The sequence below is a fragment of the Embleya sp. NBC_00896 genome (assembly GCF_045207785.1).
Taxonomy (GTDB): Bacteria; Actinomycetota; Actinomycetes; order Streptomycetales; family Streptomycetaceae; genus Embleya.
Genome location: NZ_CP108777.1, coordinates 1,777,405 through 1,798,730 on the forward strand (window position 1 = coordinate 1,777,405; position 21,326 = coordinate 1,798,730).

Below are 21,326 nucleotides of genomic sequence, written 5' to 3' on the forward strand. Positions count from 1 at the left end.
CACTCGGGTATGCGGGTTCTGGCGGGGCGGTACGAACTGGTGCAGTTGGTGGGCAGGGGCGGCATGGGGGAGGTGTGGAAAGGCGTCGACCGTGAGCTCGGCCGTACCGTGGCCGTGAAGGTGCTGCCGGCCGAACTCACCCGCCACGAGGAGTTCCGCCAACGGTTCCGCCGCGAGGCACGCACCAGTGCCGCCCTGTCCCACCACGGCGTGGCGACGCTGCACGATGTCGGCGAGGACCTGGGCGAGGACGGTGCCGAGGCCGTTCCGTTCCTGGTCATGGAGTACATCGACGGCCGGACGCTGACCGATGCCCTGCGCACCGGCCCGCTGCCGGTCGCCCGGGCGGTCGCGATAGCCCGCGACGTCGCCGACGCCCTGGTGCACAGCCACGGCCTGGGCGTGGTCCATCGCGACATCAAGCCGTCGAACGTCATGGTCACCGAATCCGGCGCGGTCAAGGTGCTCGACTTCGGCATCGCCAAAGCGCTCGCCGAGACCACCACCCGGCTGACCGCGACCGGGCTCATGGTCGGCACACCGGCGTACCTGTCGCCGGAACAGATCGACGGCGACGCGGTCGACGCGCGCACCGACGTCTACTCGCTCGGCTGCCTGCTGTACGAACTGCTCACCGGAAGGCCGCCGTTCACCGGGGACTCGCCGTTCGCGGTGATGCACCAGCACCTGACCAAAACACCGCCCCCGCCGTCGGCGCTGCGGACGGACATCCCGGACCACATCGACGTACTCACGCTGTCCGCACTCGCCAAATCGCCGGAACAGCGGTACGCCGACGCGGCGGCATTCCGGTCGGCGCTGGAAACGGCACAACGCGCCCTGAGCACCGACACCACGGCGCCCGCCCTGCACAGACAGCCGACCGTCACGGCCACACCGCGGTCACCGGCCCCGGTTTGGCAGCCGAACGATCAGGCCGCAGCCACGGCGACGATCGCGCCGCCGGGTCCATTGCCGGTTTCGCCGACGGGGCGTCCACCCACAGCCTGGTATGGCCCCGGCCATGGGGTCGGTCCGTACCCGGGCGACACGGCCGTCGCTCCGCCATCCGGGAATCCTGCCGCTGAGAGCGTGCGGCCCTTTTCCCCGTGGGCGATTCGCTACCGCCCCACGGAGACGGGGGCGGTCGCCGTCGTGGGATGGGTGCTTCTGCTGATCTCCACGATCTCGGTCAACCGGTTCGAGCGGCCGGTCCCTGTCATTCTGATCCCCGCCGCCGAAGTCGCGCTGGTCCTCTCGCTGCCGGCGCTGCTGTGGTCGGCGCGGCTGAGCGTCACGATCAGTTGGGCATACGTCGTCGCGCTCAACTACGCCGCCCTGGGGGCGCCGGCCTGGATCCACACGCTGCCGTTCCTCGGGCTCGTGCCGTTCGCGCTCGCGGGGTTCGTCCGCCGTCGGCACAACCCCTCAGTCCTGACAGGCCTGTTGTGGCTGGCATTTACCGCCGCTTGGTGGGCCCAGACCGAGGATCGAGGCGCCGGTCCCCGCGAGGGCGGGTTCACCCTGGTCGTGCTGATCGTGGTCGCCGTCACCGGGGTGCGGGGACTGGCCGAACGCAGATCCCCCACACCTGCCGCAGCCGACCGTTGAACCCTGCGGCCATTCGCCGTGGGCCCCGCCGCACACCTCCGCCCGGCCATCGCACGGTCCGCGCCGTCAGTCGACGACGGTCAGCACGATCTTCCCGGCGGTACGCCCGGTGCCACCGATCTCGTGCGCCTTGGCCGCCTGCGCCAGCGGCAGCACCGTCTCGACCGCCGCCCGCAACTGCCCCGCCTCGACCAGCTCCGCGATCGCCTTCAGCCCACCTTGATCCGGCTCGACGATCGTGAACCCGGCCCGGAAGCCCAGCTTCTCGGCCACCGGGACCAGCGCCGTCTCCGCCGGCGAGGCCAGCGAGACCACGTGCCCGCCCGGACGCAGCGTCCGCAGCGACCGCGGCCCGTACTCGCCGCCGATCGTGTCGATCACGATGTCCACGTCCCGGACCACCTCCGCGAAGTCGACCGTCGTGTAGTCGACGACCTCGTCCGCGCCGAGCCCGCGCACGAAGTCGTGCTTGGCCGCGCGGGCGGTCCCGATCACGTACGCGCCCCGCGCCTTCGCGATCTGCACCGCCAGGTGCCCGACCCCGCCCGCCGCGGCGTGTACCAGGACCCGCTGCCCCGGCCGCACGTCCGCCGTGTCCACCAGCGACTGCCACGCGGTGAGCCCGGCCAGCGGCAGCGCCGCCGCCTCCACGTGCGACAGCCCGGCCGGCTTGCGGGCCAGATGGCGCGCCGGCGAGGTGAGGAACTCGGCGTACGCGCCCGCCGGCTGCGGCAGCCGCGGCATCCCGAACACCTCGTCACCCGGCCGGAACATGGTCACCCCGAGCCCGACCGCCTCGACCACACCCGACACGTCCCAGCCGAGCCGGACGGGCACCCCGCCCAGCAGCCCCCCGGTCGAGCGGTGCCAGAAGTCGGTCGGGTTGACCCCGGCCGCGTGCACGCGCACCAGCACCTCCGAGGGTGCCGGTTCCGGGCGGTCGACCTCGACCAGTTCCAACACCTCGGGCCCACCCAGCGTGTTCTGACCGATGGCGCGCATTGTCATCACGTTCCCTTGTTCTCGTTCCTGCGGCGTGCGAGCAACGATGCCGTCGCGCTCCGACCCCATCGAGTGGCCTGGTGGCCAACATGTGAAAGGATCCGGCCATGCATCGCGTCGTGGTCCTGGCCCTCGAAAACGTCTACCCGTTCGAACTCGGCATCCCGGTCCGCATCTTCGGCACCGCGACCGGGCCCGACGACGAGCCGCTCTACGAGGTGCTCACGTGCAGCCTCGACGGCGGCCCGATCCGCACCAGCGCCGACTTCACGATCGTCGTCGACCACGGCGCCGACGTGCTCGCGACCGCCGACACCCTGGTCATCCCGCCGTTCACCTGCGACCCGGGGTCCGACGGCGAGCGCGACTGGCTCCCCGAACCGCTCGCCCGGGCCCTGGCCGGGCTCCGGCCGGGCACGCGCATCGTGACGATCTGCACCGCGTCGTACGTCCTGGCCGCTGCGGGCCTGCTGGACGGGCGCCCCGCGACCACGCACTGGAACGACGCCGACGCGTTCCAGCGACGCTTCCCCAAGGTCAAGCTCGACCCGGACGTGCTGTTCGTCGACGACGGCGACATCCTCACCGCCGCGGGCGTCGCCGCCGGCATCGACCTGTGCATGCACCTGCTGCGCCGCGACCACGGCAGCGAGGTCGCCAACGGCGTGGCGCGGCGCTGCGTCGTACCGCCGTGGCGCGAGGGCGGGCAGGCCCAGTTCATCGAACGCCCGGTACCCGAACCGTCCTCGGCCACCACCTCGGCGACCCGCGTGTGGGCGCTCGAACACCTGCACCGCCCGCTCTCGTTGGCCGAACTCGCCGACCACGCGCGGATGAGCGTCCGCACCTTCACCCGGCGCTTCCGCGACGAAGTGGGCCTGACCCCGGGCCAATGGCTGACCCGCCAACGCGTCGAACACGCGCGCCGCCTCCTGGAGACCACCGACCTCAGCGTGGACCGGATCGCCGACCAGGCCGGCTTCGGCACCGGCGCCTCGCTGCGCCAACACCTGGTCGCCACGATCGGCGTGCCGCCGATGGCCTACCGGCAGACCTTCCGCACCCACGAGCCGACCCCGGCGCACGCCTGACCGACGGGGTCGTCCTCCGACGAGTGACCGGGGTCAAGCGACCCGCCGGCGCGGCCGATACACCTGCGACAACGCAGGTTCCGACGCTCCGGAGGAGATCCACCCGTGCAGTCGCCGTGCCGTGCCGCCGCATCCGTCGCCGTCACCGTCGTGCTCGCGCTCGTCGGCCTCGCCGCCCCGTCCGCGCGGGCCGAGCCGGGCTCGCGCTACGTGGCGCTCGGCGACTCGTACAGCTCGGGCGTCGGCGCCGGCGACTACCTCGCGGGCAGCGGCGACTGCAAGCGCAGCGCCAGCGCCTATCCCGCGCTGTGGAACAAGGCGCACCCCGCGGACGAGTTCGCGTTCGTGGCGTGCTCCGGGGCCACCAGCGCCGATGTCCGGGCGGGTCAGCTCTCGGCGCTGACCTCGGCCACGTCGCTGGTGACGATCAGCGTCGGGGGCAACGACGTCGGCTTCGCCACGACGATCGCGACCTGCGTGTTCGGCTCCGACCGGCAGTGCGCCGACGCGGTCGGCGAGTCCGAGGCGTACACGCGCGAACGGCTCCCCGCGGACCTGGACACGACGTACGCGCAGATCCGCGACCGCGCGCCGAACGCCCGGCTGGTCGTGCTCGGCTACCCACGCCTGTTCGAACTCGGCAGCTGCCTGTTCGGGCTGAGCGAGGCCAAGCGCGTTGTCCTCGACCGCGCCGCGGACACCCTCGCGGCCACCACCGCCGGTCGAGCCGGCGCCGCCGGCGCGGACTTCACCGACGTCCGCACTCGCTTCGCGGGCCACGGCGTGTGTGCATCGGACGCCTGGCTGCATGGGCTGGCGCTGCCGTTCGACGAGTCGTACCACCCCACCGATGCGGGGCAGGCCAAGGGCTACCTCCCCGAACTCACCGTCACGCTTACGGGGGCGTGACGTCGCGCGGGTGTGGGCCGGCCTGCGGCCTGGCGTCCTCAAACGCCGGACGGGCTTGAAAAGCTTGTCCTCAAGCGCCGGACGGGCTGGGGTGGTTTTGGTTTCACGCTGCGGGTGGGGTTGGAAGGCTTGTCCTCAAGCGCCGGACGGGCTGGGGCGGCTTTGTTCTCACGCTGCGGGCGCTGTTGGGAGGCTTGTCCTCAAACGCCGGACGGGCTTGAAAAGCCTGGCCTCAAATGCCGGACGGGCTGGAGTGGTTTTGGTTTCATGTCGCGGATGGGCTTGGCGAGTGGGGGTTGCGGTAGACCAGCAGGTAGCGCCAGAAGAGGAGTCTGCGTACGGTGCTGCCGGGTAGGAGTGTGGTTGCCTGGTGGCGGATGTCGTTCAGGGGCATGGTCGGTGGTGCCACCGGTGCTTTGACGGCCGTGTGGTGGGCGGTTCGGGTGCCGCGTGCGGTTTCTCCGGCTGCTACCGCGAGTCGTGCGATCGCGTTGGTCGGGACCGCGGCCAGGCTCCATGCCCAGTCCACCCACGTCCGTTCGGGAGCGCAGCCCAGGACGACCAGGACGCCGCCCGGGGCGAGCGCGTCGCGCAGGGACGTCACGGTGTCGAACGGCATGTGGTGCAGGCTCGCGAGGCATGACACGAAGTCGTAGTGTCCCGGCGGCAGTTCGACCTGGGTGACGTCCGCCTGGCGGAACCGCGGCGCCGCGTCGTCGCCGAGCGACCCGGCGCGCGCCGCCGCGACGGCTTCCTCGGAGGGGTCGATCGCGTCGACCAGGAGACCCGGGCCCGTTCCGCCCCCACTCGCCAGCCGCCGGGCGAATCGACCGGTCCCGCATCCGACGTCCAGCGCGGTACGCGCGCCGCGCGGCACCTGACGCAGCAACAGGCGGTGGTAGTGGTCGTTGTGGTCGAAGGACATCCGCCTCACGATGCCACAGCTCCGCGCGGCCGAAACGGTCGGGTCGCGCGGACGCGTCACGCCGATTCCGTGCCGGGCCGCAGGTACACGTCCGTGTGTTCGAAGTCCTGGAGGCTCGCGGGCCGCCCCTGCTGGAAGCCGGTGCGGACGAAGTCGTCGCCGGCCGCGGCGTTCAGCGCCCAGTTGACCAGCACGCGGGTGCGCGCGGTGAAGGTCGGCAGCGCCATGACGTGGTAACCGCGGGCCACCACCTGCGCCGGCACCCCCGACAACTCCACGCCCAATGGCCTGGACACCGCGTCGCGGCCGCCCAGGTCCACCACCAGGCCCAGGTCCTTGTGGCGGTACGGCTTCAGCGGCGGCGGCCAGGTCGAGCTGGGCGATGACGTGATCCCGCAGGTAGGCCGCCTGGGCGAGGGTCTTCATGCCGAGCGCGTGCCGGGTCAGGCCCGGGATGTCGAAGGTTCGGGTGGTGCTGCCCGCGGCGAGGACCGCGTAGTCGTACCGCACGTTCACCTCGTCGCCGACCGACGTGCGCACCACGACGGTCTTGGCCGGGGCGTCCATGCCGATCACGAAGCCGGGGAGGATCCGGGTGCGGCGCAGCCGACGACGCAGCGACACCGCGACGGACTGCGGGGTCAGCACGCCGGCGGCAACGTGCGGCAGCAGCGGCAGGTAGAGCTGGTAGTTGGTGGGCGTGATCAGGATCAGGTCGGCCTCGGCGGCCGTGAGCGCGCGTTCCAGGCTGTGCAGGCATTCCACGCCGGCGAACCCGCCGCCGATCACCACGACACTCGGGCGGGTCATAGCGTCCCTCCGTACAGCCGAATGCCGGCGCGAGGCGCCGGCGGATGCGTGCTTTTCAGTCTGGACCGGGTACGGGAGTGCCGCGCGTCGTGACAGCCGTTCGGGGCGGCGGCACGAACCGCGCGGCGCCGGATGGCGGCGTCCGTATATTCGTGCCGAATTCCGTCCGCCCGAACAGCGCTCGGCACACCGCAGCACACCGCAGCACACTGCGATGCACCGCGATACACCGCGACATACAGTGAAATTCAGCGAAATATCAGGAGTCACGTCGTGAAGTTCATGCTGCTGATCTACAACCGCCCCGGCTTTGTGGAGGACCTGTCCGAGGCCGAGCGCACCGAGTTGTTCGGCGAGGTCGACGGCCTGATGGCCGAGCTCACCGCGTCCGGCGAACTGCTCGGCGGCGAGGCGCTCGCCGACCCCTCGCAGACCCGGACGGTCCGGGTCCGCGACGGCCTACCGGCGGTCACGGACGGCCCCTTCATGGAGGCCAAGGAGCACTTCGCGGGCTATCTCCTCGTCGAATGCGAGAGCACGGAACGTGCCACCGAGATCGCCGCGCGTTGGCCCGACGCCAGGTACTGGGCCATGGAGGTCCGCCCCGTCATGAGCGAGTCCGGGACGCAGACGTGAGCGTGGACGCGCCCGTCGAGGGCCTGTTGCGGGAGCTGACGCCGCAGGTCCTCGGCGTGCTCGTCCGACGCCACGGCCAGTTCGACGCGTGCGAGGACGCGGTACAGGAGGCGCTGCTCGCGGCCACCGTGCAATGGCCGAAGGAGGGGATCCCGGACAACCCGTGGGCCTGGCTGCTCACCGTCGCCGACCGGCGGCTGATCGACCACTGGCGCAGCGAACGCGCCCGCCGCAACCGTGAGGCGCGGTTGGCCGTACAGGCGCCGGTCGACGAGCACATCGCGCCCGCGCCCGACGACGAGCGGGCCGCGGACCACGACGACGCGCTGACCCTGCTCTTCCTGTGCTGCCACCCGGCGCTGTCGGCGGCCTCGCAGGTCGCGCTGACCCTGCGCGCGGTCGGCGGCCTGACGACGGCTCAGATCGCCGGCGCGTTCCTGGTGCCCGAGGCCACGATGGCGCAGCGGATCAGCCGCGCCAAGCAGCGGATCAAGGCCGCCGGTGGGCGATTCGGCAGGCCGGCCGGGCCCGAGCAGGCCGAGCGCCTGCAGGCGGTGCTGCATGTGCTGTACCTGATCTTCAACGAGGGCTACACCGCGAGTTCGGGCCCGGAACTGCACCGCACCGACCTGACCGCCGAGGCGATCCGGCTCACCCGCGCGGTACACCGACTGCTGCCCGACGACGGCGAAGTGGCCGGGCTGCTCGCGCTGATGCTGCTCACCGACGCCCGCCGCGCCGCGCGCACCGGCGCCGACGGCGGACTGGTCCCGCTCGCCGAGCAGGACCGGACGCGCTGGGACGCGGCGGCCATCGACGAGGGGACCGCGCTGGTCACCGACGCCCTGACGTGGGGGCCGCCGGGCCCGTACCAGCTCCAGGCGGCGATCGCCGCCGTGCACGCCGAGGCGGCGGCGGCCGACGACACCGACTGGCCGCAGATCCTCGCGCTCTACCGGCTGCTCGCGCACGTGTCCCCGGGGCCGATGGTCACGCTGAACCAGAGCGTGGCGGCGGCGATGGTGCACGGCCCGCAAGCCGGCCTGGACCTGCTGGACACCCTGGCCGACGACGAACGGATGGCCGACCACCACCGCGTCTGGGCCGTCCGCGGCCACCTGCTCGACCTGGCCGGCGACCACGACGCGGCCCGGGAGGCGTACCGCACCGCGGCGCGGCGCACCACGAGCCTGCCGGAGCGGCGCTACCTCGAGACGCGTGCGGCGCGCGAGGTGCGACCGGCCGACGGGCCGACCGGGGCTCAGGGCTGAACCCGCCCCGGAAGCGGCCGAAAACTTTCTCGAAGATTCCTCGCCGCGATGTCGAGAACCGCGAGCCGGCTTCGACCTTTTCGCGAAAGGCGACATCGACACACGCACCACCGAGAGCGGGAGCCCGACATGCGCAAGATCCTCTACATGGTCCACCAGTCGCTCGACGGCCACATCGAGGGCCCGAACGGCGAGTTCGACTGGCCGGTGATGGGGCCGGAGCTGTCCGACTACGGGCAGGAGCTGAACGCGGGTGTCGACGTCTTCATGTACGGCCGCGTCGTGTGGGAGATGATGTCCGGCTACTGGCCGAACGCCGAGTCGATCTCCACCGACCCGCACGACCTGCGCTTCGCGCCGATCTGGCGGGAGACCTCGAAGGTGGTCGTCTCCACGACGCTGGAGAAGGCTGACTGGAACACCCGCGTGATCGGCAAGAACCTCGTCGAGGACGTCACCGCCCTCAAGAACGAACCGGGCAAGGACATCCTGCTCAACGGCGGCTCGGAGCTCGCGAACACGCTCACGGGGCTCGGGCTGATCGACGAGTACCTGATCGTCGTGCATCCGGTTCTGCTCGGGGGCGGCAAATCCGTCTTCGTGGACAGCGATACGCGGATCGGCCTGCGGCTCGTGGACTCGCGGACGTTCGACGGGCGCACGGTGCTCTTGCGCTATTCGCGCGAGTCTCGGTAGGGAACCGGGGCGTCCTCAAGCGCCGGACGGGCTGAGAAGCTTTGTCCTCAAGCGCCGGACGGGCTGAGAAGCTTTGTCCTCAAGCGCCGGTGGGTTTGCTTTCGAGCGGCGGTCGGGTTCGGTGTGGTTCGGTATCGTCGGGGCGCGATGCGTTCCGATACGAACTGGCGGTTTGCCGAGCACACCGATGCCGTGTGGGGGCGGGTGGCCGCGATGCTCGCGGGTAATCCGGGCACGCCGGACGTGTTGTTGTGGCGGTTGGCCGAGAGTCGGGACGGGCTCGCTCTGTTGTTCCTGGGCAAGCGACCCGATCTGCCCGAAAGGCTAATGCGTCGGCTGCTTGGGCACGCCGATCGCGAGGTTCGGGAAGCTCTTCTGGACAACCCCTCCTGGGGCGTCGAGGTACGCGTGGCCCTGCACACCGATCCGGATCCGACGTTGCGGAGCGAATGCGTCGCCGTTCGGCACGGCACGATCGAGGTGCCTCCCGAGCTGCCTCGCGCCGTATACGTGCGCCTGGCGGCGGACCCCGATCCGGCCGTGCGCGCAACCCTCGCGGGGGTCGAGTCGCTCCCGGACGACCTCACGACGGAGCTGGCCGGCGACCGCGACCGTCGGGTCCGCATGGGCCTGCTGTACCGGTGGGGGACACTCCCGGAGGCCGCGCGGGCCCGGTTGCTCGCGGACGGGGACGACGACATGCGGCGCGATCTCGCGCTGCACGTGCCGGGCCATCGCCCGTCCGCCGAGGTGCGCCGTGCGCTGCTCGCCGACCCGCGGAGTGCCCCGAGGTTCGTGGCCGTGACGCCGCTGGACCCCGACGAGGTCGAGGAATTCGCCACACACGCGGATCCCCGCATTCGGGCCGCCGTCGCGGCCAACCCGACCCTGCCCGTCGGCCGGCGGGCCGCCCTCGCCGAGGACGCCGAGGACCGGGTGCGCATGGCAGTGGCGACGCGGCCCGACGTCCGGCCCGAGGAGTCCGCCGCGATCCGGCCGTGGGCGCCGGAAGCCCTGTTCATGGTGGACTGGCTCCTGGACCGGCTCGACGACGTCGACCTGCTCGTGCGGTACCTCGACAGCCCACACCCCGCCTTCCGACGCGGCATCGCGCACAGCCCCGCGTTGCCCGCGGACGCGGTGGCGCGGCTCGCGGTCGACGAGGACTTCCACGTCCGTCGGATCCTGGCCACGCATCACCCGGACGCGCCGACCGGGGCTCTGGTCGGCCGGGTTCCGCCGCTGCGGAAGGGACCTTCCGGGCCGCAGGTCCACCATCGGCGCTTCCCGCAGGAGGTCCTGCGCCGCTTCGCCGGGTCGCGCGTGCGGTATCTGCGGAGCCTCGCGGCCATGAGCCGGCAGAGCCCGCCCGCCCTGGTCGAGCTGCTGAGCCACGACCCCGAGCCCGTCGTACGGGCCTGCGCCGCCGCGACGTCCCGGCTCCCGGACGCGCGCGTACTCGAACTCCTGGCCGATCCGGACCCGGAAGTCGTCGCGCGCTTGGCCGGTCGTGCGGCCCTGCCGGTCGCGGCGATGGAATTCATCGTGGCCAAGGCGGGCCTTTAGGCGGTCAAGCGGCGGCCGCGCCGATCGGCATGCGGGTGTGTGTGGCCACAGTTCGCGCAGTACCTCGGGATCGTTGGCGAGTTTCGCGAACAGGACCATGCCCTCGATCCGGTCAATCCGCCGCCCTCGTCGACAGCGGGTCGGCCCGCGACTATCTGTGCCGCTCGTCGAGGGGATTCCGCCCGGTCCTGAGGGGTGGGTGAAGGTCGGAGTCGGTCGAGTCGGTCGAGTCGGTCGGGTTCGTCAGGCCGGTCGGGCCGGTTCGATGTCGCCGAGTTTCCAACTGCGGTCGAAGTACGACTCCAAGGGGCCGTAGAACCGGAAATAGGCGAACCAGTGGTACCCGGCGAGGGTCTGTACCCAGTTGGACTCCCCGCTCGCCGGCGCGTCCGGGCCGAAGTACAGGTCGACCGAACCGTCGTCGTTGTAGCGCAGGTCCGGGTCGCGGGAACCCCGGGCGCCGCAGCCCTGCGGGTTGTCGATCAGGCAGCGGCTCGCGACGTCGTACACCGTCGCGGACCAGAACAGCTTCGCCGGCGGGTCGGCGGGCACGTGCAGCGTGTACGCGCGGTCGCCGGCGAGCCAGTCGCCGTTCGCGTCCGTATACGAGGCCAGGTACGCCTGGCCGAGCCCCGGGGTTCGGCTCTTCATCGCGGCGGAGAAGCTCACCGCCTCGTAGAACCAGGCGGCGCGTTCGAGGAGTTGGTCGTAGTACGGGCCGCGCTGGTCCGACCGGTCCAGCATCGAAACCAGGTCCCACTGCCGGTCGGGCCACCACCGGGAGCCCTCGAACCGCTTGGCGAACGAGTTCGCCTGCGCCATCAGTTCACCGGCGGCCGCGCCGTGGCTCAGGATCCGGGAGAGCCGTTCGTCGGGGGCGAACGGGGCGTCCTTGGCGATCCCGAGTTGGCGCAGCATCGCGAGGAAGAAGCGGTCGCGCTCGTCGACGATCTCGCGCTGGTAGATGTTGTGGAGGCGCTCCCAGTACTGCAACCCGCGCGGCTGCGTGCCGGACCACGGGTGGCCGGCGGGGGAGACGATCCGGGTCGGCGGGGTGGTGTCGCGCTTGCCGAACGGGTGGATGCGGACGGCGTCGACGAGGGCTTGGGAGCGCTCCTGATCCGGGTCCAGGGTGCGGAACCCGAACATGATGTTCATTCCGGAGGAGGTGAGGACGCGGTGTCCATCGGTGTTCTCGGGCGGTTGCCCACCGGGCGGCACGATCAGGTAGCGCCCGCCCCGGCCCTGGTCGGGACCCATCTCGCCGATGACACCGATGTCACGCTGCCAGAAGTCCGAGACCCCGCCGGCGGTCGGACCGGCGGGCAGCTCGATCACGAGCGGGCCGGTGACGCTCAGGTCGATGAAGTTGAGTACGTACGGGGTGGTCGCGTTGGCCGTGATCAGGCCGAGCCGATCCCGATAGGAGAGGTAGTGCACGAGGTCGTAGGGCCCGGCCCCGAACGTCTCGGCGTGTACATGCTGCCAATGCGCGTAGGACACCAGGGGCAGCGACCAGAGGTAGAGCTGGGCGGCCATCTGGTAGTCGAGCTCGTCGAAGATGACGGGCAGATCGTCGCGCGCGGGCAACTCCCCGGCCATGCGCACCGAGCCCAGACGCCCCGGAAGCCCCGCGTTCACAGTCATCAACCGACCGTATGCGGGGGTGGGAACGGCCGCATCCGGGGTCGGCCGGGTGGGTGGCGACGGCCCGGCCTCGGCGAGGGCCGGCTTCGTGGGGGCCGCCGCCCAGGGCGTACGGGGTGCAGGGGCGCACGGTGACCATGCGTCCACATGGCGGGCCCTGCGGCGGCGACCGGGTCGGGGCGGGGCGCCGCGCGGAGGTCCCCTCGAACGGCGTCCGGAGCGTGTTCGAAGGAGTCCCGGGTAGGAGCCGGGCATGAACGTCTCAGCAGCCCGACCCCCGCCGAGGCAACGCCCCGACGGCGAGCCGCACACCGCGCGGAGCGCGCTCGGCGGGCTCCTGGTCCGGTCCGGGATCGCACTCCCGGTCTTCATCGTGGCCGGCACCCTGTTCGCGGTGGCCGCCGACACCGACGCGGCCGACGCCCGCGCCCTCTGGATCGCCGCCGCCGCCATCTGCGCCGGCCTGGCCCTGACGGCCTGGACCACTCTCCTGATCGCCGTACACCGCCGCTGAGCCGACCGAGCCCCATCCGCCCGTTCCACTGGTCGATCCAGTCCCCGCGACCGAGATCGCGTCGACCACCTGCCGCCGGTCCCGGCACGACCTGCCCATCCGCTGCCGCGGCGGCAACGGCTCGATCCGCCCCCATGCCTCGTCCGTCAGCTCATTCCGGACCCGCCTAGAGGGTGTCGCCGATCAGGAGGGTCAGGTCGAGGAGGCGGTTGGCGTAGCCCCACTCGTTGTCGTACCAGCCGACGACCTTGACCTGTGGGCCGACCACGCGGGTGAGTTCGGCGTCGAAGACGCACGAGGCCGGGTTGTTGACGATGTCCGTGCTGACGATGGGTGCCTCGGTGTAGGACAGCAGGCCGCGGTAGGGACCGGCGGCGGCCCGGGCGTAGGCGTCCTTGACCTCCTGCACGGTGGTGCGGCGGCCGGTGGTGACGGTCAGGTCGGTCACCGAGCCGGTGGGGACGGGCACCCGCAGGGCGAAGGCGTCGAGGCGGCCCCGGAGTTCGGGCAGGACCAGGCCGATGGCCTCGGCGGCGCCGCTGGAGGTGGGCACGATGTTGAGGGCCGCGGCGCGGGCGCGGCGCAGGTCCTTGTGTGGGGCGTCCTGGAGGTTCTGGTCCTGGGTGTAGGCGTGGACGGTGGTCATCATGCCGGATTCGATGCCGACGGCGTCGTGCAGCACCTTGGCCAGTACGCCGAGGCAGTTGGTGGTGCACGAGGCGTTGGAGACGATCGTGTGGCGCTCCGGGTCGTAGGCGTCCTGGTTCACGCCGAGCACGATCGTGACGTCCTCCCCGTCGGCCGGGGCGGCGATGACGACCTTCTTCGCGCCGCCGTCGACGTGCGCGCGGGCCTTGGCGGCATGGGTGAAGACGCCGGTGGACTCGATGACCACGTCCACGCCCAGATCCCCCCACGGCAGGTCGGCGGGGTCGCGTTCGGCCAGGACCGTGACGGTGGTGTCGCCGACCCGGATCGCGCCGGGCTCGGCGATGATCTCGCCGGGGAAGCGGCCCAGGATCGAGTCGTGGGCCAGCAGATGGGCCATGGTCGCCACGTCGCCGAGGTCGTTGAGCGCGACGATCTCCACGTCCGCGCCCCGCGCGGCCGCCGCGCGGAAGACGTTGCGGCCGATTCGCCCGAATCCGTTGATGCCGATACGCACTGTCATGGTTGCCTCTCCTGGCGCCGACGAGATGTGGCGCGCCCCGTACGCACAGCGGCTCGCGGGGCGTCCACGGCAACATCATAAGCAACTTAAATAAGTAGGCAATATAGTCACCTTAAATAAGCGTGCGATACATTTCCGATGTGGACGACACCCCGAACGACGACCTGGACGCGGACGCCTTCGCCACGGCGATCGAGAACTTCAACCGCTTCTACATCCGGCTCCCGGTGCTGGAGAAGCTGTCGTTCACGACGCTGTCGGTGCTGGACACCCTCGCGAGCAGTGGTGGCCCGATGCGACTGACCGACCTGACCAAGACCGAGCAGGTCAGCCAGCCCGGCCTCACCCAGTTGGTCACCCGACTGGAGCGCGACGGACTGGTGGAGCGCCGCCCCGACCCGAGCGACGGACGCGCCGTCCTCGTCCACATCACCGAGGCCGGCCGCCGGATCGGCCGATCACGCCACGACGACCGGATGCGCCACCTGACGCCGCTCATCGCCCGGCTGACCACCGAGGAGCGACAGGCGATCGCCAACGCGCTGCCCGCCATGACCCGCCTCGCGGAACTCGGCCGCGGCTTGTCCTAGGACGTCGTAGGGTTGCGGCCGTTTCGGTGACACGGGCCCGGCGTACGGGTGTTCGTGGCGTGGCGGTCGTTACGGTGGCGATGTGATCATCGAAGCGATCGACGCCGCGCCCCGATCACCGCGTGTGGTCGTGCAGGCGTTGCTGTTCGCGGGCAACGGCGACGTCCTGTTGGTCGAACCGGTCGACCGCCCCGGCTGGGAGGTCCCCGGCGGGTACTTGCGGGCCGGGGAGTCGCCGGCCGAGGCGTGTGTGCGCGCGGTGCGGGAGGAGTTGGGGCTCGACCCGCGCGTCGGCGACCTGCTGGTCGTCGACTGGGTGCCGGGCGAGGAGTGGGACACGCTCGTGTACGTCTTCGACGCGGGTACGCACCCCGGCTTCGACGACGAGTCCGAAGTGCTGCCGCTGGACCCGTCCAGGCACGTCGACTGGACCCTGACCTCCGCCGCCCACCTGCATTGGCGGCTGGACGGCGAGGTGCTCGACCGGACCCGGCTCGCGTTGACCGCGGGGACGCCGCTGGGGCACACCCTGTACCTGGAACGCGGCGCCCCGCGCTGACTCCCGGCCCGACACCGCGCGGGAAACCTCAGGAGCGCTTCGTGATCGAGATGGTGTCGGTCAGGGTGTCGCCGCTGTCGACGCGGATGCGGACGCCCGTCGCCGGGTCGTCGAAGGTTTCGCCGGGCCGGTAGGCGGCGTCGTCGAGGGGGCCGCAGCCGGTGGGAGGTTCGGTGGCGGGCCGGGCGTCCTGCACGCGCACCGGTCCCTCGCCGGTCTGCACGGCCGAGTCGACGCGGTAGATCAGTACACCGGTAGAGCAGGGGTTCGGGTCCAGTCCCGTGGCCCGGCGGGACTCGGCGACATAGGCCGTGGTCGGGCCGGTACGGATGACCGCCATCTTGGTTCCACCGGGGACCTCGACGGCCTTCAGTCGCACCGACCGGCTGCCGGGCGCGGCCAGACAGGCGACCTGCCGGTCGCTGATCCACCGCATCTTCCAACTCTCCCAAGCGAGTTGCTGCGGGGAGCGGCCGGCGATGTTGCCCATCACATCCCAGCCGCCGACATAGGGGTGCACGTCGCCGCCGGAGAACGCGTACAGGTCGGGCAGCCCGAACGTGTGCCCTGTCTCGTGGTTGGCGACCTTGAAGCCCCAGCGGTACATGTCCTGGCCGAAGGTGACCGCCCACTTCAGGCGCTTGCCGTTGACGATCACCCCGTCCGTGGCGGGGTCGGCGATGTACGTGGGGGAGAACTTGATCGCGGCGGCGCTCTTGGTGGGCACTATGTAGAGCATGTCGAACCGGGCCAGGTTCGCCTTCCGGCCGGCCGCCGCGACGGCCTGGCGGACGTAGAGCTCGTGCTGTTCGAAGGTGATGCCGCGGTCGAAGCCGTAGTCGGTCGAGGGCTGCGGCATCCGCAGCCAGCCGCCGACCGGCTCGATGTCGAGCCGGGTCGTCCCGTACGAGGCGTCCGACAACCATCGGGCGGCCGGCTGGAGGAAGTCGCGGTACTCGGACGGTTCGCCCACGGCGGGGGCGTCCGGGAAGTCGACGAACAGCATGCCGACCCGGATCTTGCCGACCGGTCGCTGAAACAGGCTTTGGTCGGTGTCGTGGCCCTCGTCGGTCCAACCGGTACCGCCCGCGAGCGCGCAGTCGCCGGCGGGGTCGGCGGGACGCGCCGGCGCGGCGGCTGCCGAGGCGGACGCGGCGAACGGGGCGAGTAGGACCAGGGCCAGAGCCAGCGATCTGATGGTGCGGATGGAGGCGGGCATGTGTCGCTCCTTCGGCAGGGCAAGGCAGGGCAGGGCAGGGCAAGACAGAACAGGGCGGGGCGAGGCAGAGCAGAACGAGGCAGAACAGGGCAAGGCGGGGTCGCGCAGGGCAGCGCGACGCGACGCCGGGCGGCGCAAGTACCGTGTGGTGTGCGGGTGTTATGGGGCGCGGAGCGCGGGCGCGGGATCAGGCCCGGCCGGCGGCCATCTCCATCAGGCGGGCCAGGACGGCGTCCCCGGAGGCGGCGACCCCGTCGTGCTCCCACTCGTTGGTGACCCAGGTCCGTACGGCGCCGACTTCGCGGGCGGTCCGCAGGGAGAGTCCGGAGTCGACGTACATGTCGTCGTGGTAGACGGCCGCGGTCACCGGGACGCGGTTGGCGGCCAGCCGCTCGGGGTCGTACAGCCGCGGCCAGTCCGTCCGTTCGGCGAGGAGCCGGGCGGCCTCGGCGAACGGACGCAGACCCGCGATCTCGTCGAACATCCAGGGGTGGATCGTCTCGCCGGTGAGCAGCAGTGGGTCCGCGTCCTCGGCGAACTCGGGGAAGGCGGACAGGGCCCGTTCGGCGGCCCATCGGGTGGGTCCGTCCCCCTGGGCGTAGATGGACTCCTGGAGCACCGCGTACAGCGGGTTGTCGACGAACCCGGTCAGGTTCGTCACCTGGAGGAGGAAGGTGTCCGACAGCTCGCCGGACCGCGCGTCGAGGGCCTCGTCGAGCAACCAGTGCACGCGTTCGAAGCCGTCCCCCATGCCGAAGACCTGGCCGAGGGCGCGCAGTCGGCGCACCGTCAGAAGGTCCCCGTCGGGCAACCGCACCCGACCCGTGGCGACCGTGTCGGCGATCCGCCGCAGCCGGGCGACGTCGTCCGGATAGCGGTCGTGGTACTCGGCGTTCTTGTCCCGGATCCGAGGGTAGGTCCGCGCGTACACGTCGTCGGCGGTGGCGGACAGGCCGGGCAGGCCGCCGGTGATGTAGCAGCCTCGCAGCCCTTCGGGGGCATCGGACAGGTAAGTGAGCGTCAGGAAGCCGCCGTAGCTCTGGCCGAGCGTCTCCCACGGCTCGTCGCCGCAGAGGCTCCGCCGGATCGCCTCGGCGTCCGCCACGATCGAGTCGGCCCGGAAGTACGAGAGATGGCGGGCCAGTTCGTCGGCCGACGGGAAACGGCCGGCGATGCGGGCGGTCAAGGGCGTGCTGCGTCCGGTGCCCCGCTGGTCGAGGAGCAGTACGCGGTGGGTCTTGGTCGCGTGCCGCAGCCAGCCGGGCGTGCTCGCGGTGGGTCGAGGCGACTTGCCTCCCGGCCCGCCCTGGAGGTACAGCAGCCAGGGCAACCGCTCCGCGGCGCGGGCCGGGTCGACGACCTCGCGGGCGAAGACGTCGATGCGGGGGCCGCCCGGATCGTGATGGTCCAGGGGCAGGTCGAACACGTGGTCGGTGATCGCGTATCGGTAGCTCATGCGGTGCCTTCCTGGGGTCGCCGGTGGCGTCGGCGAAGCGGGCTGCTGCGAAATCGGGGCGCGCCGAGGAGCCGCGTCCGGGTGTGGCGGTGGGACGGCCCGGTCGCGGTGAATCCGAAGTGCCGCCGCCCGCGTGACCGGACGACCGGACGACCGGACGACCGGACGACCGGACGACCGGGCGACGGTGCGCCCGCGCGCCCGGGGTCGACGAATCCGCGTCGGCGCGTCGGTCGCTGGTTCAGCGGCCGGTGCCGTGGCCGGGAGCCGGTGCCCGTTTCCGGCCCCGGCCCCGGCGACGCGGCCTCACTCCGGTGCGGACTCGCGCGCCGGATCGGACCAGAGCGAGCGGATGTGGCCGAGGTGTTCGCTCATCGCTCGACGAACACCCTCTCCGTCCCCGGCGATCAACAGGTCGAGGATCTCCTCGTGTTCCCGCGCCGAGGCCACCAGCGCGCCGCGTGCGGCGAGGTGGTTGAGCCCGTACAGGCGCGAGCGCTTGCGCAGGTCGCCGACGACCTCGACCAGGCGCTGATTGCCGCCCAGTTCGAGGAGTCCGAGGTGGAACTGTCGGTCGGACTCCAGGTAGCCGATCAGGTCGCGCCGCTCCGCGGCGGCCACGATCGCGGCGGCCACCGGGCGCAGCGCTTCGATCGCGGCGTGGTCGGCGGTATCGGCCAGGCGCACGATCACCGGGATCTCGATCATCGACCGGATCTCGGTGTACTCGTCGAGGTCCCGGCCGGACAGCGCGGTCACCCGGAAGCCCTTGTTGCGGACGACCTCGACCAGTCCTTCCTTGACCAGGTCGAGCATCGCCTCGCGCACGGGGGTGGCCGAGACGCGGAACTGGGCGGCCAGGCTGGGCGCCGAATAGATGACGTCGGGGCGCAGTTCGCCGGCGATGAGGGCGGCGCGCAGGGCGTGCGTCACCTGGTCGCGCAGGCTTCGGCGCTCCCGCACGAACGGCAGGTCCAGCGACCGCTCCGGCGGGTTCGCCGCAGGAGCGGTGGGCTCGCTCTGCCCGGTCGGCCCGGCCGGCACTTCGGCGTGCGCTCTCATCGGGTGTGTCCTCCCTCGGGGTCGAATGCGCCCCGAATAACTGTACAATGTGCAATGTTACAGTCTAGCTGTCATCGTGCCCACCGCCTCTCGGTTTTTGCCGACGTCCAGACGCCCCGACGTCCGGACGCCCCGACGTCGCGACGTTCCGACGCGCTACGGACTCGCCGGCAGCAGGCTCACGGTGCGGGTGGCGGTGTAGAAGTCCGCCGCGGCGCGGCCCTGTTCGCGCGGCCCGTGGCTGGAAGCCTTCGTGCCGCCGAAGGGCAGGTGGAAGTCGACGCCGGTGGTGGGCGCGTTGACCTTGACCAGGCCGGTGTCGATCCGGTCGACGACGGCGAGCGCGGCGTCCAGATCGCGGGTGTGCACCGACGCGACCAGGCCGTGCGGCACGTCGCGCGCGAGCGCGATGGCCTCGTCCAGGTCGGCCGCGCGTTGAAGCACCGCGACGGGGCCGAAGATCTCCTCGCGGAGCGTGGCGTGGCCGGCCGGCACCTGCTCCAGGATGGTCGGGGTGGCGAACCACCCCGCGCCGTCGTACGCCCGACTCGTGGTCAACACCCGGCCGCCGGCCGCCGCCGCGGAGTCGAGCGCGGCGCGGACCCGGTCGCGGGCCGCCTCGGTGACCACCGGCCCGCACACCGTCGCGGCGTCGGTGGGGTCACCCACCGGCAGCGCCCGGGCGGCGGCGTCCAGCGCCGCGCGCAGCGGATCGGGGTCGCCCACCACGATGATCCGCCGGGTGGCCGTGCACTTCTGGCCGGCGTAGCCGAACGCCGCCCCGATCAGCTGGGCCGCGGTGGTCTGCACGTCGGCGTCGGGCAGCACCAGCGCGGCGTTGCAGCCGCCCATCTCGGCCTGGACGGGAACCCCCCGAGCGGTGGCCGCGCGGACCACGTCCAGGCCCACGGCGGTCGAACCGGTGAAGGAGACCACGTCGGCGGCCTCGACCACGGCCGCCCCGGTGGCCGCCTCGCCCGGCAGCACGGTGAACACACCGGCCGGCAGCACCGCGTCGAGCAGTTCGGCCAGCCGCAGCGCGCAGCCGAGCGCCTGGGGGGCGGGCTTGAGCAGTACCGCGTTGCCGGTGGCCAGGGCGGGCGCGGCCTTCCAGAGCGGGATCGCCAGGGGGAAGTTCCACGGCGTGACCAGCCCGGCCAGGCCGTACGGACAACGACGGGTCAGCAGCAGGCCGGGGCCGGCGGCGGGCTCGTGCACGGAGCCGACCGGGTCGTACACCTGCTGCGCGTTGTAGCGCAGGATCGCGACCGCGCGGGCGACCTCGCCGCGCGCCTCGGTGATCGGCTTCCCGACCTCGCGCACGATCAGGTCGGCGAGTTCGCCGGCGGCGTCGGCGAGTCGGTCGGCGGCGGCGCCGAGCGCGGCGCAGCGGGCCGAGGCCCCGGCCGTCACCCAGCCCCGCTGGGCGGCGCGGGCGCGTTCGGCGGCACGGTGCACGTCGGCGGGCAGCACCGCCGGGGCCTCGGCGACCAGCTCACCGGGGTCGGCGGGGTTGTGGCTGCGCACGGGAGGCGCGGCGGAGGTGGTGGTCACAGCAGGAAGCCCTTCGGGAAGGGGTCGGTGGGGTCGAGCAGGTACTGGGCGGTTCCGGTGATCCAGGCGCGCCCGGTGATCGTGGGCAGCACGGCCGGCCGGCCCGCCACGGTGGTCTCCTCGATCAGGCGTCCGGTGAAGGAGGTGCCCAGGAAGGAGGTGTTGACGAAGTCGCGGTCCAGCGGAAGCTCGCCGCGCGTGTGCAGCTGGGCCATCCGCGCGCTGGTGCCGGTGCCGCAGGGGGAGCGGTCGAACCAGCCGGGCCGGATCGCCATCGCGTGCTGGGAGTGCCGGGCGTCGGAGCCGGGTGCGAGGAGTTGTACGTGGTGGCATCCGGCGATGTCGGGCCGCTCGGGATGCACGGGTCGGTCGTGGGCGTCGATCGCGTCCATCAGGTCGAGCGAGACCCGCAGGATGTCGGTCTTGGCGGCGCGATCGAAGGGCAGGCCGATCCGGTCGATGGGCAGGATGGCGTAGAAGTTGCCGCCGTAGGCGAGGTCGTAGGTGACCGTGCCGAGTCCCGGCACGGTCACCTCGCGCTCCAGGCCGACGGTGTAGGAGGGCACGTTGCGCAGGGTCACCGACCGGGCGGCGCCCTCCGTGACGGCGACGTCGGCGACGATCAGGCCGGCCGGCGTGTCCAGGCGGATCGTGGTGACCGGCTCGGTGACCGTCACCATGCCGGTCTCCACGAGCACGGTGGCCACGCCGATGGTGCCGTGTCCGCACATCGGCAGGCAGCCGGAGACCTCGACGAACAACACGCCGTGGTCGGCGTCCGGCCGGGTGGGCGGTTGCAGGATCGCGCCGCTCATCGCGGCGTGTCCGCGCGGCTCGTACATGAGCAACATGCGCAGGTGGTCGAGGTGTTCGACGAAATGGGCGCGGCGCTCCGCCATCGTGGCGCCGGGGATCGTACCGATGCCGCCGGTGACGACGCGCGTGGGCATGCCCTCGGTGTGTGAGTCGACGGCGTGGATGACGCGGCGGCTGCGCATGTGTCGGCCTCCTGTCCGGGAACGTGGTTGGGGCTTACG

At 71.9% G+C, this 21,326-nt stretch carries 19 protein-coding genes and 2 pseudogenes; 10 read left to right on the forward strand and 11 right to left on the reverse strand.

The window, feature by feature from the left end:
• Positions 1-9 precede the first annotated feature (9 nt).
• The gene (locus OG928_RS41340) at positions 10-1,611 is read left to right on the forward strand and encodes a protein kinase domain-containing protein (RefSeq protein ID WP_331767160.1); all 1,602 of its coding nucleotides are present in this window, start codon (positions 10-12) and stop codon (positions 1,609-1,611) included.
• A gap of 66 nt (positions 1,612-1,677) precedes the next feature.
• On the opposite strand, the gene OG928_RS41345 is transcribed toward OG928_RS41340, so the two are convergent.
• The gene (locus OG928_RS41345) at positions 1,678-2,613 is read right to left on the reverse strand and encodes an NADP-dependent oxidoreductase (protein WP_331767161.1); all 936 of its coding nucleotides are present in this window, start codon (positions 2,611-2,613) and stop codon (positions 1,678-1,680) included.
• Between the two features lie 107 nt (positions 2,614-2,720).
• Between OG928_RS41345 and OG928_RS41350 the strand changes: the two genes are divergently transcribed.
• Together OG928_RS41350 and OG928_RS41355 are read left to right on the forward strand one after the other, a co-directional pair.
• A complete protein-coding gene (locus tag OG928_RS41350; RefSeq protein WP_331767162.1) occupies positions 2,721-3,704 on the forward strand; it encodes a helix-turn-helix domain-containing protein in 984 nt (327 codons plus the stop codon).
• Positions 3,705-3,809: 105 nt separating this feature from the next.
• Positions 3,810-4,613, forward strand: coding sequence for an SGNH/GDSL hydrolase family protein (locus OG928_RS41355; protein WP_331767163.1), 804 nt, complete (start codon positions 3,810-3,812; stop codon positions 4,611-4,613).
• A gap of 265 nt (positions 4,614-4,878) precedes the next feature.
• On the opposite strand, the gene OG928_RS41360 is transcribed toward OG928_RS41355, so the two are convergent.
• Together OG928_RS41360 and OG928_RS41365 are read right to left on the reverse strand one after the other, a co-directional pair.
• Complete coding sequence (locus OG928_RS41360) at positions 4,879-5,538, reverse strand: class I SAM-dependent methyltransferase (protein WP_331767164.1); 660 nt, start codon at positions 5,536-5,538, stop codon at positions 4,879-4,881.
• Between the two features lie 56 nt (positions 5,539-5,594).
• A pseudogene (locus OG928_RS41365) lies at positions 5,595-6,348 on the reverse strand (FAD-dependent oxidoreductase).
• Between the two features lie 273 nt (positions 6,349-6,621).
• Here OG928_RS41365 and OG928_RS41370 point away from each other — a divergent pair.
• The 4 genes from OG928_RS41370 (at position 6,622) to OG928_RS41385 (ending at position 10,517) form a co-directional block, all read left to right on the forward strand.
• The gene (locus OG928_RS41370) at positions 6,622-6,984 is read left to right on the forward strand and encodes a YciI family protein (RefSeq protein ID WP_331767165.1); all 363 of its coding nucleotides are present in this window, start codon (positions 6,622-6,624) and stop codon (positions 6,982-6,984) included.
• Positions 6,981-8,255 carry a sigma-70 family RNA polymerase sigma factor gene (locus OG928_RS41375; protein WP_331767166.1) on the forward strand — a complete coding sequence of 425 codons (1,275 nt, stop codon included), beginning with the start codon at positions 6,981-6,983 and terminating at the stop codon, positions 8,253-8,255. The genes OG928_RS41370 and OG928_RS41375 overlap by 4 nt, the downstream gene beginning before the upstream one ends.
• A gap of 129 nt (positions 8,256-8,384) precedes the next feature.
• Entirely contained in the window at positions 8,385-8,951 is a 567-nt protein-coding gene (locus OG928_RS41380) for a dihydrofolate reductase family protein (protein ID WP_331767167.1), read from the forward strand.
• Positions 8,952-9,098: 147 nt separating this feature from the next.
• Positions 9,099-10,517 carry a hypothetical protein gene (locus OG928_RS41385; RefSeq protein WP_331767168.1) on the forward strand — a complete coding sequence of 473 codons (1,419 nt, stop codon included), beginning with the start codon at positions 9,099-9,101 and terminating at the stop codon, positions 10,515-10,517.
• Between the two features lie 243 nt (positions 10,518-10,760).
• Here OG928_RS41385 and OG928_RS41390 read toward each other — a convergent pair whose 3' ends face one another.
• Positions 10,761-12,164, reverse strand: a complete 1,404-nt coding sequence (locus OG928_RS41390) for a DUF1254 domain-containing protein (RefSeq protein WP_331767169.1) — start codon at positions 12,162-12,164, stop codon at positions 10,761-10,763.
• A gap of 253 nt (positions 12,165-12,417) precedes the next feature.
• Between OG928_RS41390 and OG928_RS41395 the strand changes: the two genes are divergently transcribed.
• Complete coding sequence (locus OG928_RS41395) at positions 12,418-12,678, forward strand: hypothetical protein (protein ID WP_331767170.1); 261 nt, start codon at positions 12,418-12,420, stop codon at positions 12,676-12,678.
• 54 nt (positions 12,679-12,732) lie between these two features.
• Here the strand turns inward: OG928_RS41395 and OG928_RS41400 are convergent.
• Both OG928_RS41400 and gap read right to left on the reverse strand, forming a co-directional pair.
• Positions 12,733-12,828, reverse strand: a pseudogene (locus OG928_RS41400) (IS5/IS1182 family transposase); the annotation flags it as partial.
• A gap of 16 nt (positions 12,829-12,844) precedes the next feature.
• Complete coding sequence (gene gap, locus OG928_RS41405; RefSeq protein ID WP_331767171.1) at positions 12,845-13,849, reverse strand: type I glyceraldehyde-3-phosphate dehydrogenase; 1,005 nt, start codon at positions 13,847-13,849, stop codon at positions 12,845-12,847.
• A gap of 140 nt (positions 13,850-13,989) precedes the next feature.
• Between gap and OG928_RS41410 the strand changes: the two genes are divergently transcribed.
• Together OG928_RS41410 and OG928_RS41415 are read left to right on the forward strand one after the other, a co-directional pair.
• Positions 13,990-14,439 (forward strand): MarR family transcriptional regulator, encoded by a 450-nt coding sequence (locus tag OG928_RS41410; protein ID WP_331767172.1) that lies wholly within the window; start codon positions 13,990-13,992, stop codon positions 14,437-14,439.
• A gap of 82 nt (positions 14,440-14,521) precedes the next feature.
• Positions 14,522-14,998: an NUDIX hydrolase gene (locus tag OG928_RS41415; protein ID WP_331767173.1), complete on the forward strand. Its 477-nt coding sequence runs from the start codon at positions 14,522-14,524 to the stop codon at positions 14,996-14,998.
• A gap of 28 nt (positions 14,999-15,026) precedes the next feature.
• Here the strand turns inward: OG928_RS41415 and OG928_RS41420 are convergent, their stop codons facing one another.
• The 5 genes from OG928_RS41420 to OG928_RS41440 form a co-directional block, all read right to left on the reverse strand.
• Entirely contained in the window at positions 15,027-16,217 is a 1,191-nt protein-coding gene (locus OG928_RS41420) for a peptidase M6 (RefSeq protein WP_331767174.1), read from the reverse strand.
• A gap of 187 nt (positions 16,218-16,404) precedes the next feature.
• On the reverse strand, positions 16,405-17,673 hold the full coding sequence (locus OG928_RS41425; protein ID WP_331767175.1) for an alpha/beta fold hydrolase: 1,269 nt from the start codon (positions 17,671-17,673) through the stop codon (positions 16,405-16,407).
• Positions 17,674-17,979: 306 nt separating this feature from the next.
• Entirely contained in the window at positions 17,980-18,735 is a 756-nt protein-coding gene (locus OG928_RS41430; protein WP_331767176.1) for a GntR family transcriptional regulator, read from the reverse strand.
• A gap of 156 nt (positions 18,736-18,891) precedes the next feature.
• Positions 18,892-20,289, reverse strand: coding sequence for an aldehyde dehydrogenase family protein (locus tag OG928_RS41435; protein ID WP_331767177.1), 1,398 nt, complete (start codon positions 20,287-20,289; stop codon positions 18,892-18,894).
• On the reverse strand, positions 20,286-21,287 hold the full coding sequence (locus OG928_RS41440; protein ID WP_331767178.1) for a proline racemase family protein: 1,002 nt from the start codon (positions 21,285-21,287) through the stop codon (positions 20,286-20,288). Before OG928_RS41440 ends, OG928_RS41435 begins: the two co-directional genes overlap by 4 nt.
• Between the last annotated feature and the right edge of the window lie 39 nt (positions 21,288-21,326).

Excerpts from the sequence above, each read along its gene's own strand:
- OG928_RS41340 (WP_331767160.1), top strand. The coding sequence starts at position 10 with ATGCGGGTTCTGGCGGGGCGGTACGAACTGGTGCAGTTGGTGGGCAGG.
- OG928_RS41345 (WP_331767161.1), bottom strand. The coding sequence starts at position 2,613 with ATGCGCGCCATCGGTCAGAACACGCTGGGTGGGCCCGAGGTGTTGGAA.
- OG928_RS41350 (WP_331767162.1), top strand. The coding sequence starts at position 2,721 with ATGCATCGCGTCGTGGTCCTGGCCCTCGAAAACGTCTACCCGTTCGAA.
- OG928_RS41360 (WP_331767164.1), bottom strand. The coding sequence starts at position 5,538 with ATGTCCTTCGACCACAACGACCACTACCACCGCCTGTTGCTGCGTCAG.
- OG928_RS41380 (WP_331767167.1), top strand. The coding sequence starts at position 8,385 with ATGCGCAAGATCCTCTACATGGTCCACCAGTCGCTCGACGGCCACATC.
- OG928_RS41385 (WP_331767168.1), top strand. The coding sequence starts at position 9,099 with ATGCGTTCCGATACGAACTGGCGGTTTGCCGAGCACACCGATGCCGTG.
- OG928_RS41390 (WP_331767169.1), bottom strand. The coding sequence starts at position 12,164 with ATGACTGTGAACGCGGGGCTTCCGGGGCGTCTGGGCTCGGTGCGCATG.
- OG928_RS41395 (WP_331767170.1), top strand. The coding sequence starts at position 12,418 with ATGAACGTCTCAGCAGCCCGACCCCCGCCGAGGCAACGCCCCGACGGC.
- gap (WP_331767171.1), bottom strand. The coding sequence starts at position 13,849 with ATGACAGTGCGTATCGGCATCAACGGATTCGGGCGAATCGGCCGCAAC.
- OG928_RS41420 (WP_331767174.1), bottom strand. The coding sequence starts at position 16,217 with ATGCCCGCCTCCATCCGCACCATCAGATCGCTGGCTCTGGCCCTGGTC.
- OG928_RS41425 (WP_331767175.1), bottom strand. The coding sequence starts at position 17,673 with ATGAGCTACCGATACGCGATCACCGACCACGTGTTCGACCTGCCCCTG.
- OG928_RS41430 (WP_331767176.1), bottom strand. The coding sequence starts at position 18,735 with ATGAGAGCGCACGCCGAAGTGCCGGCCGGGCCGACCGGGCAGAGCGAG.
- OG928_RS41440 (WP_331767178.1), bottom strand. The coding sequence starts at position 21,287 with ATGCGCAGCCGCCGCGTCATCCACGCCGTCGACTCACACACCGAGGGC.